General features: G+C 69.7%; 12 protein-coding genes. 3 read left to right on the top strand and 9 right to left on the bottom strand.

The annotated features are described in order from the left end of the window. Positions 1-57: 57 nt before the first annotated feature. Positions 58-2,367 (bottom strand): sodium-translocating pyrophosphatase, encoded by a 2,310-nt coding sequence (locus tag ACWF7A_RS38385; RefSeq protein WP_452255403.1) that lies wholly within the window; start codon positions 2,365-2,367, stop codon positions 58-60. A gap of 171 nt (positions 2,368-2,538) precedes the next feature. Here ACWF7A_RS38385 and ACWF7A_RS38380 point away from each other — a divergent pair, with 171 nt between their 5' ends. Both ACWF7A_RS38380 and ACWF7A_RS38375 read left to right on the top strand, forming a co-directional pair. After that, on the top strand, positions 2,539-4,881 hold the full coding sequence (locus ACWF7A_RS38380; protein ID WP_452255402.1) for a DEAD/DEAH box helicase: 2,343 nt from the start codon (positions 2,539-2,541) through the stop codon (positions 4,879-4,881). 303 nt (positions 4,882-5,184) lie between these two features. After that, positions 5,185-5,958, top strand: coding sequence for an aminoglycoside adenylyltransferase domain-containing protein (locus tag ACWF7A_RS38375; protein WP_452255401.1), 774 nt, complete (start codon positions 5,185-5,187; stop codon positions 5,956-5,958). A 441-nt stretch (positions 5,959-6,399) separates the two neighbouring features. On the opposite strand, the gene ACWF7A_RS38370 is transcribed toward ACWF7A_RS38375, so the two are convergent. The 8 genes from ACWF7A_RS38370 to ssd all read right to left on the bottom strand — a co-directional run bounded on the left by ACWF7A_RS38370 (position 6,400) and on the right by ssd (position 12,477). Continuing rightward, a complete protein-coding gene (locus ACWF7A_RS38370) occupies positions 6,400-7,020 on the bottom strand; it encodes a bifunctional DNA primase/polymerase (RefSeq protein ID WP_452255400.1) in 621 nt (206 codons plus the stop codon). 197 nt (positions 7,021-7,217) lie between these two features. Beyond that, the gene (locus ACWF7A_RS38365) at positions 7,218-7,643 is read right to left on the bottom strand and encodes an Rv3654c family TadE-like protein (protein WP_452255399.1); all 426 of its coding nucleotides are present in this window, start codon (positions 7,641-7,643) and stop codon (positions 7,218-7,220) included. Continuing rightward, positions 7,640-7,939, bottom strand: coding sequence for a TadE family type IV pilus minor pilin (locus ACWF7A_RS38360; protein WP_452255398.1), 300 nt, complete (start codon positions 7,937-7,939; stop codon positions 7,640-7,642). The genes ACWF7A_RS38365 and ACWF7A_RS38360 overlap by 4 nt, the downstream gene beginning before the upstream one ends. Before the next feature lie 10 nt (positions 7,940-7,949). Then, a complete protein-coding gene (locus ACWF7A_RS38355) occupies positions 7,950-8,111 on the bottom strand; it encodes a DUF4244 domain-containing protein (protein WP_452255397.1) in 162 nt (53 codons plus the stop codon). 9 nt (positions 8,112-8,120) lie between these two features. Further along, complete coding sequence (locus ACWF7A_RS38350; RefSeq protein ID WP_452255396.1) at positions 8,121-8,648, bottom strand: type II secretion system F family protein; 528 nt, start codon at positions 8,646-8,648, stop codon at positions 8,121-8,123. Next, the gene (locus ACWF7A_RS38345; protein WP_452255395.1) at positions 8,645-9,415 is read right to left on the bottom strand and encodes a type II secretion system F family protein; all 771 of its coding nucleotides are present in this window, start codon (positions 9,413-9,415) and stop codon (positions 8,645-8,647) included. Before ACWF7A_RS38345 ends, ACWF7A_RS38350 begins: the two co-directional genes overlap by 4 nt. Continuing rightward, a complete protein-coding gene (locus tag ACWF7A_RS38340) occupies positions 9,409-10,512 on the bottom strand; it encodes a TadA family conjugal transfer-associated ATPase (protein WP_452255394.1) in 1,104 nt (367 codons plus the stop codon). Before ACWF7A_RS38340 ends, ACWF7A_RS38345 begins: the two co-directional genes overlap by 7 nt. A gap of 930 nt (positions 10,513-11,442) precedes the next feature. Continuing rightward, the gene (ssd, locus tag ACWF7A_RS38335) at positions 11,443-12,477 is read right to left on the bottom strand and encodes a septum site-determining protein Ssd (RefSeq protein ID WP_452255393.1); all 1,035 of its coding nucleotides are present in this window, start codon (positions 12,475-12,477) and stop codon (positions 11,443-11,445) included. A gap of 457 nt (positions 12,478-12,934) precedes the next feature. Between ssd and ACWF7A_RS38330 the strand changes: the two genes are divergently transcribed. Continuing rightward, a complete protein-coding gene (locus tag ACWF7A_RS38330) occupies positions 12,935-13,729 on the top strand; it encodes an HAD-IB family hydrolase (RefSeq protein WP_452255392.1) in 795 nt (264 codons plus the stop codon). Positions 13,730-13,968 lie beyond the last annotated feature (239 nt).

The raw sequence follows: 13,968 nt of genomic DNA, 5'->3' as shown, positions 1-13,968 counted from the left end.
CTCGGTCGGGGTACGTCGGGGGAAGACCCGAACGTACCCCGACCAGAGGTGCCGGAACTACGCGGCGCCGTTGCTCACGACCTCCGCGGGGGTGTCCGTGATCGACGTTCCGCGACGCTTCGACACGACCACCGCGGCGACGATGATCAGTGCCGCGACGACCGCGATCGCGATGCGGATCGGGTCGGACGCGCTGTCACCGATGGAGAAGGTGACGATGGCGGGCGCGATCAGCACCGAGACCAGGTTCATGACCTTGATCAGCGGGTTGATGGCCGGACCGGCGGTGTCCTTGAACGGGTCGCCGACGGTGTCACCGATGACCGTGGCGGCGTGGGCGTCGGAGCCCTTGCCACCGTGGTTGCCGTCCTCGACCAGCTTCTTGGCGTTGTCCCAGGCACCACCGGAGTTGGCCAGGAAGACCGCCATGAGCGTGCCGGTCGCGATCGCACCCGCGAGGTAACCGGCCAGCGGGCCGACGCCGAGACCGAAGCCGACGGCGACCGGGGCGAGCACGGCCATCAGGCCGGGGGTCGCGAGCTCGCGCAGCGAGTCCCTGGTGCAGATGTCGACGACACGGCCGTACTCCGGCTTCACCGAGTAGTCCATGATGCCCGGGTTCTCGCGGAACTGACGGCGCACCTCGAACACGATGGCACCGGCGGCGCGCGTCACGGCGTTGACCGCGAGGCCCGAGAACATGAACACGACGGCCGCGCCGATGGCGACACCGACGAGCACGTTCGGGCTGAACACGACGTTCGTGAACGAGATCGGCAGGTCGCCGGCGAGGTTGCCGACCTTGGCCACGGCCTGGTCGATCGCGTCCTTGTAGGACCCGAACAGCGCCGTCGCGGCGAGCACTGCCGTCGCGATCGCGATGCCCTTGGTGATGGCCTTGGTGGTGTTGCCGACCGCGTCGAGCTCGGTGAGGATCTGCGCGCCCTCGCCGTGCACGTCACCGGACATCTCGGCGATGCCCTGCGCGTTGTCCGAGACCGGGCCGAAGGTGTCCATCGCGACGATGACGCCGACGGTCGTGAGCAGACCACAACCGGCGAGCGCGATCGCGAACAGAGCGATGACGACCGAACCGGAGAGCAGGAACGCGCCGTACACGGCGGCACCGATCACGAGCGCGGTGTAGACGGCCGACTCGAAACCGACCGAGATGCCGGACAGGATCACCGTGGCCGCACCGGTCAGCGAGGTCTGGCCGACCTCCTGGACCGGCTTGTGCTCGGTGCCGGTGTAGTAGCCGGTCAGCCAGAGGATGACGCCGGCCAGCACGATGCCGATGATCACCGCGACGGACGCGATCAGCGCCGGGTTGCCGCTGGTGGCCTTCACCGCGTCACTGATGCCCCTGAGGTCGGAGAAGGAGCTCGGCAGGTAGGCGAACGCCGCGATGGTGCACAGCACCGCGGAGATGACCGCGGAGATGTAGAAGGAGCGGTTGATGGCCGCGAGGCCGTTCTCGCCCGCCTTCGCCTTCGTCGTGTACACGCCGATGATCGCGGTCAGCACACCGATCGCGGGAACGATCAGCGGGAACAGCAGGCCCTGCACACCGAACGCGACGGTGCCGAGGATCAGCGACGCCACCAGGGTGACGGCGTAGGACTCGAAGAGGTCCGCGGCCATGCCGGCGCAGTCACCGACGTTGTCACCCACGTTGTCCGCGATCGTGGCGGCGTTGCGGGGGTCGTCCTCGGGGATGCCCTGCTCGACCTTGCCGACCAGGTCGGCGCCGACGTCCGCGGCCTTGGTGAAGATGCCGCCACCGACACGCATGAACATCGCGAGCAGCGCCGCACCGAAACCGAAGCCCTCCAGGACCTTCGGGGCCTGACCCGTGTAGACGAACACGACGAGCGCCGCACCGAAGAGGCCGAGACCGACCGTGGTCATGCCGACCACACCACCAGTGCGGAACGCGATGCGCGTCGCCTTTTCACGACCGCCTTCTTCGTTCGCGGCGGCCGCGACACGCACGTTGGCGCGTGTGGACAACCACATGCCCAGGTAGCCGATGGTCGCCGAGAACGCCGCACCGACGATGAAGAACAAAGATCGACCGATTCGCTCGGCCAAATCATCTGCCGGGAGCGCGAACAGCAGTACGAACACGATCACGACAAAAATGCCGAGCGTGCGGAACTGCCGGTTGAGGTAGGCCGCTGCGCCCTCCTGAACCGCCTTGGCGATGTCCTGCATCTTGTCGGTGCCCTGGCCGGCGGCCAGCACCTCCTTGAGCAGCACGTACCCGACGGCGAGAGCAGCCAGGGCGACCACGGCGACCACGGCTACGACGCCGCGATCACCCCCGGAGAGCTCGAGGCCCTCCGCGAGGAATTGCCGGGACATCCGTCCTCCTGGTGAGTTGCCATGTGCAGCGCCAAGGCAGACCAGCCGCCCAGCGCGACGTGACGCATCCCTCATTGGATGCGATGAGCGGGGAGTCTAGGGGTTGGTTGCAACGAGGCAACGAAACGTCCCGATCCGTGCACACACCGTTATCTGCGCAGGAAGTCGAGCATGGCCCGGCCGGGACTGTCGGTGGTGTATGCGAAGCTCGGCCTCGTGGTGGATCAGGGACGGCGGCTGCTGGACCGCGTGCTGGCGGGAGTGCCCGCCGGGGAGTCACCCCTCACGCACGCACGTGATCTGCCGTTGCGGCAGGCAGATCACGTGGAGTGGCCTGCGTGGACGGCTCCCGCGGTCGTCGAGGCGTTCGTCGAGACGGGGGTGCGCGAGCCGTGGCGGCACCAGGTCGAGGCGGCGTCGCTGGCGTTCTCCGGGCAGCACGTGGTCCTCGCGACGGGCACGGCGTCGGGCAAGTCACTTGCCTACCAGTTGCCGGTGCTTTCCACTCTTTTGGCGGACACGAAGGCCACCGCGCTCTACCTGTCCCCGACCAAAGCCCTTGGGGCGGACCAGCTCCGGTCGCTCGAGGAACTGGGGATCAAGGGCGTGCGCGCGTCGGCCTACGACGGTGACACCCCGATGGCCGAACGCGACTGGGTCAAGGCCCACGCGAACTGGGTCTTCACCAACCCGGACATGCTGCACCGCGGAATCCTTCCGCAGCACCCGAAATGGCTGCGGTTCTTCCGGCGGCTGAAGTACGTGGTGATCGACGAGTGCCATTCCTACCGCGGCGTTTTCGGTTCGCACGTGGCGTTGTTGATGCGCAGGCTGCGAAGGGTCGCGCGGAAATACGGCGCGGATCCGATCTTCGTTTTGGCATCGGCCACAGTGGCTGATCCTTCTGGGTCCGCCGAACGATTGCTCGGCGTCCCCGTTTCCGCTGTCGTGGACGACTTTTCGCCGCGTGCGTCGCGCACGGTCGCGTTGTGGGAACCCCCGCTGACCTCTCTGGAGGGTGAGAACGGCGCGCCGGTCCGGCGGTCGGCGGGCGCGGAGACGTCGCGGATCCTCGCCGACCTGGTCATCGAGGGCGCGCGCTCGCTGGCCTTCGTGCGGTCACGCCGGGGTGCCGAGCTCACGGCGCTGGGCACCCAGCGCATTCTGTCCGAAGTAGACGGTGAGCTGCCGCCCCGCGTGGCCGCGTACCGGGGCGGGTTCCTGCCGGAGGAGCGGCGCGCGCTCGAGAAGGCGCTGTCCACGGGCGACCTGCTCGGGGTGGCGACCACGAACGCGCTGGAGCTCGGTGTCGACATCGCCGGCCTGGATGCGGTGGTGGTGGCCGGTTTCCCCGGGACTCTGGCGTCGTTCTGGCAGCAGGCGGGCCGTGCGGGCCGGTCGGGCGACAGCGCGCTGGTCGTCTTCGTGGCGCGCGACGACCCGTTGGACACGTACCTGGTGCACAACCCGGCCGCGGTGCTGGACCGCCCGGTCGAGGCGACGGTGCTCGACCCGCTGAACCCGTACGTGCTGGGCCCGCAGCTGGCGTGCGCGGCGTCCGAGATGCCGCTGACCCCGGCCTGCCTCCCCGACTTCGGCGGCCCGCTGGCGGAGGCCGTCCTGGCCGAGCTGGTGGCGGAGAAACTGCTGCGCAAGCGCCCTGCCGGCTGGTACTGGGCGTCGCACGACAGGCCGCACGCCGGTGTGGACATCCGCGGTTCCGGCGGCGACCAGGTGGCCGTCGTGGAGGCGGACTCGGGCCGCATGCTCGGCACGGTCGACCCCGGCTCGGCGTGCTGGCAGGTGCACCCCGGTGCCGTGTACCTGCACCAGGGCCGCGCGTACGTCGTCGACGAGCTCGACCTGGACAGCGGCCTCGCGATGGTGCACCGCGAAGACCCGGAGTGGACGACACAGCCGCGCGACTGCGTCGACATCACCGTGGTGCGCGAGGTGGAACGCACCGACTTCGGCGGCGTGTCCGTGTCGCTCGGTGAGGTGGAGGTGACGACCCAGGTCGTCGGCTACCTGCGCCGCCTGCCGTCCGGCGTGGTGCTCGACCAGATCCCGCTCGACCTGCCCGAGCAGACGCTGCGGACCCGAGCCGTCTGGTACACGGTCGACGAGTCACTGCTGCTCGCCGCGGGTGTCGAGGCCCAACGCGTCCCCGGCGCCCTGCACGCCGCCGAACACGCGGCGATCGGTCTGCTGCCGCTGTTCGCGACGTGTGACAGGTGGGACATCGGCGGGGTGTCGACGGCCGCGCACCCGGACACGGGGATGCCGACGGTGTTCGTGCACGACGGCCACCCCGGCGGGGCGGGCTTCGCCGACCGGGGCCACTCGGCGTTGAGGGCGTGGCTCTCGGCGACGCGGGCGGCGATCAGCGCCTGTTCGTGCCCGATGGGCTGCCCGTCGTGCGTGCAGTCGCCCAAGTGCGGCAACGGCAACGACCCGCTGGACAAGGCCGGTGCGGTGCTGGTGCTGGACGTGGTGCTCGGCAAAATCGCCTGACCGGGTGGCCCGCGCCCGGCTACTTTGGTGGTGTGACCGCAAGCAGCTGCTACGCCGCTGACCGGACCCGTCGCTCCTAGGCGCGACGAGCCGGATGCCCGTCGTGCCCTTGCGCACGGCGAGCTGGATGCCGTCGTGCCCGTGTGCACGGCGGGCCGGATCTCCGTCGCGCCTTCGTGCGCGACGAGCCCGATGCCCGTCGTGCGTTCCGCGCGGCCTGCCCCTCGACCTGACGCGCGCTCGCGCGGTCGAGGCTCCGCCGCGCCCTCGTCCACCTCGGCCACGGGTTCTTCAGGAGTTGCCTTGTTCACGCCCTTTTCCGACCTGAACGCACTGCTCGCCGACCTCGTCGCGTCCCAGCGCGAGATCCTCGGCCCCACCTACGTCGGCACGTACCTCCAGGGTTCGTTCGCCCTGGGCGCCGGCGACGTCCACAGCGACTGCGACTTCATCGTCGCCTGCACCGAACTCCCGTCCGGCGATCGCGAAGCCGGGTTGCGCGCCCTGCACGACGAGCTCCCGACCCGTCCCGGCCGCTGGTCGACCGAGATCGAGGGCTCCTACGCGGACGTGGAGTCGCTGCGTTCGGTGGCGGGCCTCGGGGTTCCGTGGCTGTTCAACGACCACGGCACGCGCACCCTGGTGTGGGACCTGCACTGCAACAGCCCGCACGCCCGCTGGATCCTGCGCCACCACGGCATCGTGCTGGACGGTCCGCCGATCACGTCGCTCGTCGACGAGGTGCCCGCGTCCGTGCTGCGCTCGTCGATGCGGGCCGAGCTGCCGCACGTGCTCGACGGCATCCGCGAGTGGGCGCCGATGGGCAACGCCTGGTCGCAGCGCTACATCGTCTCGGCCTACTGCCGCACGCTCTACACCATCCACACGGGAGAAGTGGAGTCCAAGCGCGGCGCCCTGGTGTGGGCGAAGAAAATGCTCGATCAGCGGTGGCACCCGCTGATCGAGCAGGTCTTGCAGGACCGGGACCTCGGCTGGGACGCCGATGCGGTACCGCGGCCCGGATCCATGGAGGAGACCCTGGCTTTCTCCGTCTACGCGGAGGGACTCCGGTTCTAGCTTTCGTGGGCGCGGCGGGGGCTCACGGGTACCCCCGCCGCGCTCTCCACGTGCCGAACACTGTGTTCCCGCCTGCTACCGCTTCGTGACCGGATCCCTTGGAACATCGGTGGAATCTGGTTCGTTCGTCTCGACAGGACACGCGGGAGGCGACGGTGTCGACTGTCTTCTGACGAACTCCGGGGAGGAGCCGGCTTCACCGACCGCGGCAGAGCTGGTGCTCTGCCACTAACGTCCTCGGTCCGGTCACTGGTGCGGGAGGCTGTCCTTCGGGGTGCGTGTTCGGCTTTTCGCCCGATCCTCTGCCGGCCCCCGACGTGCGGGGTGCGGAGGCCGGTCATCGGACCGGGCTTGGTGGAACGGCCGTGCAGGGCATCGCCTTCGGGGTTGTCGGGGAGAGTCCACGACGACACCCAACACGGCCGGGCTTTTAGTTGTGTGTCAGACGGTTTCGAGCTGGTAGCTCGCCGGGGCGTGCACGGCCGCGACGAGTGCGTCCTGCACGACGTGCGCGTCCGGCAGGTTCCAGCCGCAGACCTGCGGCTTGACCCGCCAGTGCACGACACCGTGCGTCATGGTGGTGGGAGGCAGCGGGATGTACTCGCCCTTGCCGTAGAGGTGCACGTCCGCGTTGTTGGCCAGCTCGGTGTTGAGGGTCGAGCCGGACTTGACGAGGAACATCCAGCGGCCGGACGGGGTCGCGGCGATCGGCACGGGAACACCGATCTGCCGCAGTGCGACGGCCGCGCGACGGCCGAGGTCGGTGCCGACCTCGATCGCGTCCACCACGTGGCCGGTGGCGACGAGAAGGCTGTACGAACGGCCCGCCCACCACGTGGCGACCTGGTCGGGGCTGGTCCCGATGCGGTCCACCCAGTCGCGGTGCACGGGGATGGGGCCGTGGAGCTCGAGGCCGCTGCGGCCCGCCCACTTCGTGACGCCGTTCTCAGAACCGGCCGGGTAGGTGCCGGGCAGGACAGGCCAACCGCGGTACGCGAGGCTCACGGCCTCGGCACGCAGTTCGATGCGGAAGGCCCCGCGCCAGCTGTCCGACCAATCCATCTTCCGTCGCCTTCTTCCCAGGCTCTGACTCGACATCAACGTGGTGCCGGTGTTCGTAGGGACACCGCGTCGGTGCCGCCACTACAACTAACGACACCGGCACCAGCCTCCGTAACCCCCGCTCGACAACTGGTAGCTACGGAACGGCGAACGTCCTTTGCGTGACCGAGCAACTGAACTCCGCGCGTTTGGTTCGATCACCGTTCAGCATGTCCAGGCAGGAGTGTGAGTCCGCTCACCGCTGTGAGCCGACCGCTCGTCGTGCTCCAAACGGCCCGATCTTCAGCCGGACCTGCCCTGGCACGGGCGTTCGCCGGGCCGAACGGCGTAACCGCCGACACCTCCACAACCACCTCCCATCCGTTCACCGCGCAGCCCGTCAGCTCGGCCCGGTTTTCCGATGCGACGAGTTTTGCCTGCTCACAAGCACTTTCTTCGCCGTCGACGAGACGAGCGGCCGCGGCCAGCGCCGCCAAATCGGCCGCACCGGTCACCCGATGCCTCGCGACGACCGCGGAACCGACCCGCGCACCGGCCACCACGACGATGATCAGCGACAACATCACCACCACGCCGCTCACCGCAGCCGAACCCCGGTCGCAACCGGACCGTTCGCCGTTCATCGCGGCTCCGGCACGGCGAACGCCCGCGCGGTGAGCGGTAAGCCCAGCGGCCCGCGTTTGCTGACCACGACCTCGACCGCATCGCCTTGTTCGTCGATCACAACGTTGGCAGCACCCACGATTCGGCTGACGGCCTCTTCTCCGCGCTGCCGTTCACCGCGTGCCGTGAGCCGCGCTGCCTCTCTCGCGGCGTCGGTGCACCGCATCTGCTCGGTGACCGCCGTCAGCCCGTTCGCCCCCAACCACATGACCACCAACAACGCGGACACGGCGATCGCCGCCTCGACCGTGACCATGCCCCGGTCGTCAGACCGAAGAGAGCGCACGCTGTATCAGCTCTTCCATCTGTTTCACCATGAAGTCGCTGGTGACGAGCACGTACAGCAGGCCGGCAAGCGCGGCCGCCGCCAACGTCCCGATCGCGTACTCCACGGTGCTCATACCGCTGTCGTCCTGCAGCAGTTCCATTTGCTTCTCCTATCGAAGGAATTGGTCGGCCAGCCCCAGCACCACCGGCGCGACGCCGAGGCACAGGAAGGCGGGCAGGAAACACAGTGCGAGCGGCGCGGCCACCGCGACCGCGGCCCTCTGCGCCCTGGCCTCGGCGTCGTCACCCGCCGCGGCCCTGGTCCGCTCGGCGAGCTCGGCGGTCTGCCGGGCCAGCGCCGCCCCTGACCGCGCCGTCCGCCGAGCGGCCCTGGCGAGCAGTGCCGTCTCCGGGCGATCGAGCGCGGAGGCCCACGCCGTGACCGGGTCGGCGCCGAGCCTGAGCAGCTCCGCGACCTGGGCGAGTTCTCTCATCCCGACGGCCTGGATCGCCGTGGGCACCGGCAACCCTGCTTTCAGGCAGGCGGCCAGCAGGTCCCAGGCCGCGGCCCGTTCGAACGGACCGTCCGGCTCTTCTTCGTGGCGCGGCGAGTCGTGGGCCCTGGGCTTGAAGCGATCAATCGATCGTCGTGGCGGCGGCGCCACCAGCACCGCCAACGCGAGCAGCAGGAACGTCACGGCTCGACCTCCGTTATCCGCTGCGTCCACCACACCCCTGCCGCGACGAGCACCGCGCCCAGTGCCAGCAGGAACTGTCCGGCTCCGGTGCCGGTGAGGACGTGGAACGGCCTGGCACCGCTCAACTCCCCCAGCAACACGCCGAGAACCGGCATCACCGCCAGCACCATCGCGCTGGCCCTCGGCCCGGCCATCCGCGCGTGCACCTGCCGCTCGAACGCCGCCCGTTGGTCGAGATCGCGCTTGGTGGCGTCCAGAACGTCCGCCAACGCCACCCCGTGCTTCGCCGACACGTGCCACGCTTTGGCCAACTGGTCGGTCGCCTTGCCGAGCAACGGCGGCTTCATCTCCCGCAACGTCCGCTCCACGTCACCACCCAGCCTCGACGCGGCCGCCGCGGCTCTCAGCATCTCCTTGGCCGGCGCCGGGGTGTCCGCCGCGGCTCCTTCCGCCGCCTGGGCCGGGTGCGCACCCGCTCGGAGCTCGTCGATCACGCCGCCCAGCCCGCTGCTCAACGCTTCGGTCGCCTGGCTGATCGCCTTGCTTCGCCGGTGCCGCTCGAGGATCCTCCGGACGGTCACCGTCAGCACCGCTCCGGCGATCAGTCCGCCGATCCCCGCCACGAGGTAGGTCAGCGTCGCCGCCGCTGCCAGCCAGAGGTACTGCGGTACAACGATTTCTCTCCTGGCCTGCGGCCTGAGCCTTCGGATCGACCTGAGTTGTGGCCAGACGAGCAGGGCCGTCGCCAGCAGCAGAAGGCTCAGCACAGCAACTCCTTCGCCAGCCATCCGGCCTCTCTCGTCCAGACAGGACGAACCTTGAGCTCCTGCTCGAACACCCCGATTTCGGTGAGATACCTGCGGTTCTCGTGCCGGCGCATGTGCAATACGACCCGCAGGGCCGCCGAAACCTGACTGCTCAAGGCTTGCGGCGAAAGCCCGCCCAACGCGCCCAACGCCTCAAGCCGTGCGGGCACCTCCGCCGGCGAGTTGGCGTGCAACGTCCCGGCGCCACCTTCGTGCCCGGTGTTCAACGAGGTGAGCAACTCCCGCACCTCGGCTCCGCGCACCTCGCCGACCACGATCCGGTCGGGCCGCATCCGCAACGCCTCCCGCACCAACTGCCGGGTGGTGACCTCGCCGGCCCCCTCGACGTTCGCCGGCCGCGCGGTGAGCCGCACGAACTGCGGATGGTCGGGGTTCAGCTCACTCGCGTCCTCGACGCACACGATGCGTTCCGCCGGCGAGACACACCCCAGCAAGGCCGACAACAACGACGTCTTGCCCGACCCCGTCCCGCCGGTCACCAAGAACGCCAAGCGCTTCCCGACGATCTGCCGCAACGTCTCCGCGATCTCGGCGTCGAACGTGCCGAGTTCCTGCAGCGCCCGCAGATCGTGGGTCGCGGGCCTCAGGACGCGCAGCGACAGACACGTGCTGTCCGCTACGGGCCGCAACACCGCGTGCAACCGCACTCCGCTCCCCGGAAGCCACCCGTCGACGCAGGGCGAGGCGTCGTCGAGCCGCCGGCCCGCCGCCACCGCCAGGCGTTGCGCGAGGCGCCGGACCGCGTCCTCGTCGGGAAAGGTGATGCCGGTGCGGTGCAGGCCCGTCGTGCCGTCGACCCACACCTGGTCGGGCGCGGTGACGAGGACGTCGGTGGTGCCCGGGTCGTCCAGCAGCGGGTCCAGCGGACCGGCGCCGCTGAACTCCTGGCGGAGCACCTGGAGGGCTTCGAGGACGTCGGAGTCGGCCAGGACGCCGCCTGCTTCGGAGCGGACCGCGTGGGCCACCACGGCTGCGGTCATCTCCATGTCGGTGCCGGCCAGGCGATGGCGTACTCGGTCGATCAGGGCGGAGGTCATGTCACGCACCTCGCGGACTGGGTGCGGGGAGATGCGGGAGGTCGGGTGATCACGGCGGATTCCTCCTGGGACAGGGCATCGGTGTGGGCGGCGGTCACTTCGAGAGCACGGGAAGGGCCGCGGGACGATCACGCGACCCGTCGACGGGGTCAGGTCGCTGCCTCCGGGCGGCGGGCGTGGCGGGCGTGCGTGACCTCGCGGACCGGGTGCGGGGAGACGCGGGAGGTCGAGTGGCCACGGCGGATTCCTCCTGGAACAAGGCATCGGTGGGGCGGCTGTCACCCCGGGAGCACGGGAAGGGCCGCGAGGCGATCACGTGAACGCACCGACGGAGTCAGGTCGCTGTCTCAGGGCGGAGGTCATGTCACGCACCTCGCGGACTGGGTGCGGGGAGATGCGGGAGGTCGGATGGTCACGGCGGGTTCCTCCTAGGACAAGGCATCGGTGGGGCGGCTGTCACCCCGGGGAGCACGGAAAGGGCCGCGAGGCGATCACGCGACCCCGCCGGCGAGGTCAGGTCGCTGCCTCCGGGCGGCGGGCGTGGCGGCCGTAAGTGACCTCGCGGCCCATGAAGCGAAGCCAGGTTTCCTGGCACCAGATGAGGAAGCGGTTCACTTCGGTTCCTTCTTGAAGACGTAGCGGGGTGGGTAGAGGCGGCCGTAGACGACGAGGTTGCGCAGCATCCGGCCGAGGATGCGAAGGAGGATCACGACTGGCTCTCCTTCCGTGCGAACGGATCTCGTGGCGCGCGGGCTGGGACCGGAAGCCCTTCAGCGCAACGAGGTTCGGACGCCGGGCGGGGAGGAGGGACCGGGTCATCGCGGAACACCGGCACGCAGCCGCAGCCGACTTCGTCTGCCGGCTCGGGTTCGGGGTCTGTCGGGCAGTGCGCCAGGTACTCGGCCTCGTCGAGAACAACGGGCGCGGCCGTCATGGGCGGAGCTCCTTCAGCACCACCCTGGCCGCGGTGGCCAGGGGGCCCTTCGGGTTGCGCGGGAAGCGGCCCCGTTCCAGGACCTCGGCCAGGCCCGGTTCCGGGCGCATCGAGGTGAGCAGGGGGACGCCGATCACCTCGGCCATCTCGGACGGCTGGAGGTTGCCCGGAGACGGGCCTCGGACCAGCAGGCGGAGGTTGCGGCCGTTCGTCAGGAGGTGGGTGGCCACCCTGCTGGCTGCCGCTGTGGCCCTCACCTCTGCGGGGACCACCAGGACCGTCAGGTCTGTGCGGTCCAGGGCCGCCGAGGCCGAGGGTGTGGGGAAGCGGGGGAGGTCGCAGATCACCGTGCAGCCCGCCCGGCGGCCTGCGTCCAGGACTGCCGCCACCGCCGCCGGTTCTGGGTCCGGGGCTGCTCGGTCGCAGGCCAGGACGCTCAGGTTGCCCGAGGTCGGGAGGGCTGCTCGGAGGGCCGACATCGGGACTCTGCCGCCGGTGGCGTGCACGCCCGGCCAGCGGGCTCCCTGGTCCGACTCGGTGCCCAGGGCCAGGTCTATGCCTCCGCCCAGCGGGTCGCAGTCGACCAGCATCGCCTCGCCGCCCAGGGCCACCGCTTCCCGGCCGCAGGCGATGGCCAGGGTCGAGGCTCCCGCGCCTCCCCTGCCTCCGATGAACGACACGACCCTGCCCCGGTCCGATGGTGGGCCCTCGCCCAGGTCGGTCAGTGCCGTCACCAGGGAGCGGCCCTCCACCGGGAGTTCCAGGACGCCGTCCGCTCCCAGGGCCACGGCCGGGGCCCAGGGCGGATCGCCTCCGTGCACCACCAGGACGCCTGTGCGGCGGGGGAAGCCCGCGTCCAGGCAGGCGGAGACCGCTGCCGGGTCCAGGAGGACCAACGGGGCCGTGTGCCACTGCGAGCGCAGGGAGGTGACGTCGGGGGCGCAGGAGAGCGGGCAGTCGGCCGCGGCGGCCACTCGGAGGACCTCGTCGAGGAGGTCCTGGTCCGTGAGCAGGGCGATGGGGTGGGTCATGGATCGACCGTGGCCGCTCGTGATGAACGACACAACGGGGTGAAGATCCACATGTGGACAAACCAGCGGCTGTGGACAAGTCGCGATCTTGGAAGCCTTGGGAGACCGGAACTATCGGGCCCTCGTGCGACTCTGGAGGGTTGGGCGCACGCCGCGGAGACGAGGCCGCGAAGAGAGGCAGAGGTCCAGTCACACCCACGAGGAAACGGGGTCTGGATATGGGACGACCCCCGCCAGGGGGGAGGGACGGGGGTCGTCAATGGTTCAGTCCCGGGGGGTCGGACTGAACCCGTCCGTCGAACCGGACTCTCCTACTGTATCCCCATGCGCCAGTGCCGCGCGCAACTTCCGCAACAGCCGAGGGCCAAGTTTCGGTAACCGTGGCGCACAAGGGTTTCGTACACGAACGAAATGCCGCCCGAACGGCCTACTGACGAGTACACCTAAGCTGATGTACATGAGCCGGATCGCCGCCTTCTTCGACCTCGACAAGACCGTGATCGCGAAGTCGAGCACGCTGGCGTTCAGCCGACCCTTCTTCCAGGAGGGGCTGATCAACCGCCGCGCGGTCCTGAAGAGCGCGTATGCGCAGTTCGTGTTCATGCTCGCCGGCGCGGACGCGGACCAGATGGACCGCATGCGCGCGCACATCACGGCGCTGGCGGCCGGCTGGGACGTCGAGCAGATCCGCAGCATCGTCAGCGAGACGCTGCACGACATCGTCGACCCGCTCGTCTACAAAGAGGCGACGCAGTTGATCGCCGACCACAAGGCCGAGGGCCACGACGTCGTCATCATCAGCGCTTCCGGCGCGGAGCTGGTCGCCCCCATCGCCCAGATGATCGGGGCGGACTACAGCGTCGGCACGAAGATGGTGATCCTGGACGGCCGCTACACCGGCGACGTCGACTTCTACTGCGCCGCCGACAACAAGGCGGTCATGATCAAGCAGCTCGCCGCCGAGCACGGCTACGACCTCGCGAAGAGCTATGCCTACTCGGACAGCGTCACGGACCTGCCGATGCTCGAGGTCGTCGGACACCCGACGGTCGTGAACCCGGACCGGGGCCTGCGCCGCATCGCGGTCGAGAAGGACTGGCCGATCCAGCAGTTCGTCGACCCGGTGAGCCTGCGCGGCCGCATCCCCACCCCGTCGGGCAAGGCGGTCGCGGTCACGGCGATCAGCCTCGGTGCCGTCGCGGCGGCCGGAGCGGCCTGGTACGGCCTGCGCCGCAAGCGCGGCAACGGCTGAAGTCAAGCCCCCGCGGGCACAGAGCACCGAGAAGTGATGGGTACCGGCGAGTAGCGGCAACACCCCGCGCACGTGGTGCCCCGGTGAGTGCACGGCACCGCCCGCCCGGCGGTACCCGAACGCGAACACGAGCTCACAAATCCAGAAACGCCAGTACTTTCACTACTGAACGTGGCTTGAACGGTGCACCCGTCCGAGCCCTTGCTGTGACCGGGCCCACCCACTTAAATGGGTGGTGC

The sequence above is a fragment of the Lentzea sp. NPDC055074 genome, from assembly GCF_053608005.1.
The sequence above is the reverse complement of the archived record's forward strand: the minus strand, read 5'-3'. Positions and strand labels throughout refer to the sequence as shown.

Coding starts and splice junctions, on each gene's coding strand:
- ACWF7A_RS38380 (WP_452255402.1), top strand. CDS start 2,539: ATGGCCCGGCCGGGACTGTCGGTGGTGTATGCGAAGCTCGGCCTCGTG.
- ACWF7A_RS38330 (WP_452255392.1), top strand. CDS start 12,935: ATGAGCCGGATCGCCGCCTTCTTCGACCTCGACAAGACCGTGATCGCG.
- ACWF7A_RS38385 (WP_452255403.1), bottom strand. CDS start 2,367: ATGTCCCGGCAATTCCTCGCGGAGGGCCTCGAGCTCTCCGGGGGTGAT.
- ACWF7A_RS38360 (WP_452255398.1), bottom strand. CDS start 7,939: ATGGTCACGGTCGAGGCGGCGATCGCCGTGTCCGCGTTGTTGGTGGTC.
- ACWF7A_RS38370 (WP_452255400.1), bottom strand. CDS start 7,020: ATGGATTGGTCGGACAGCTGGCGCGGGGCCTTCCGCATCGAACTGCGT.
- ssd (WP_452255393.1), bottom strand. CDS start 12,477: ATGACCCACCCCATCGCCCTGCTCACGGACCAGGACCTCCTCGACGAG.
- ACWF7A_RS38355 (WP_452255397.1), bottom strand. CDS start 8,111: ATGGAACTGCTGCAGGACGACAGCGGTATGAGCACCGTGGAGTACGCG.
- ACWF7A_RS38365 (WP_452255399.1), bottom strand. CDS start 7,643: ATGAACGGCGAACGGTCCGGTTGCGACCGGGGTTCGGCTGCGGTGAGC.
- ACWF7A_RS38340 (WP_452255394.1), bottom strand. CDS start 10,512: ATGACCTCCGCCCTGATCGACCGAGTACGCCATCGCCTGGCCGGCACC.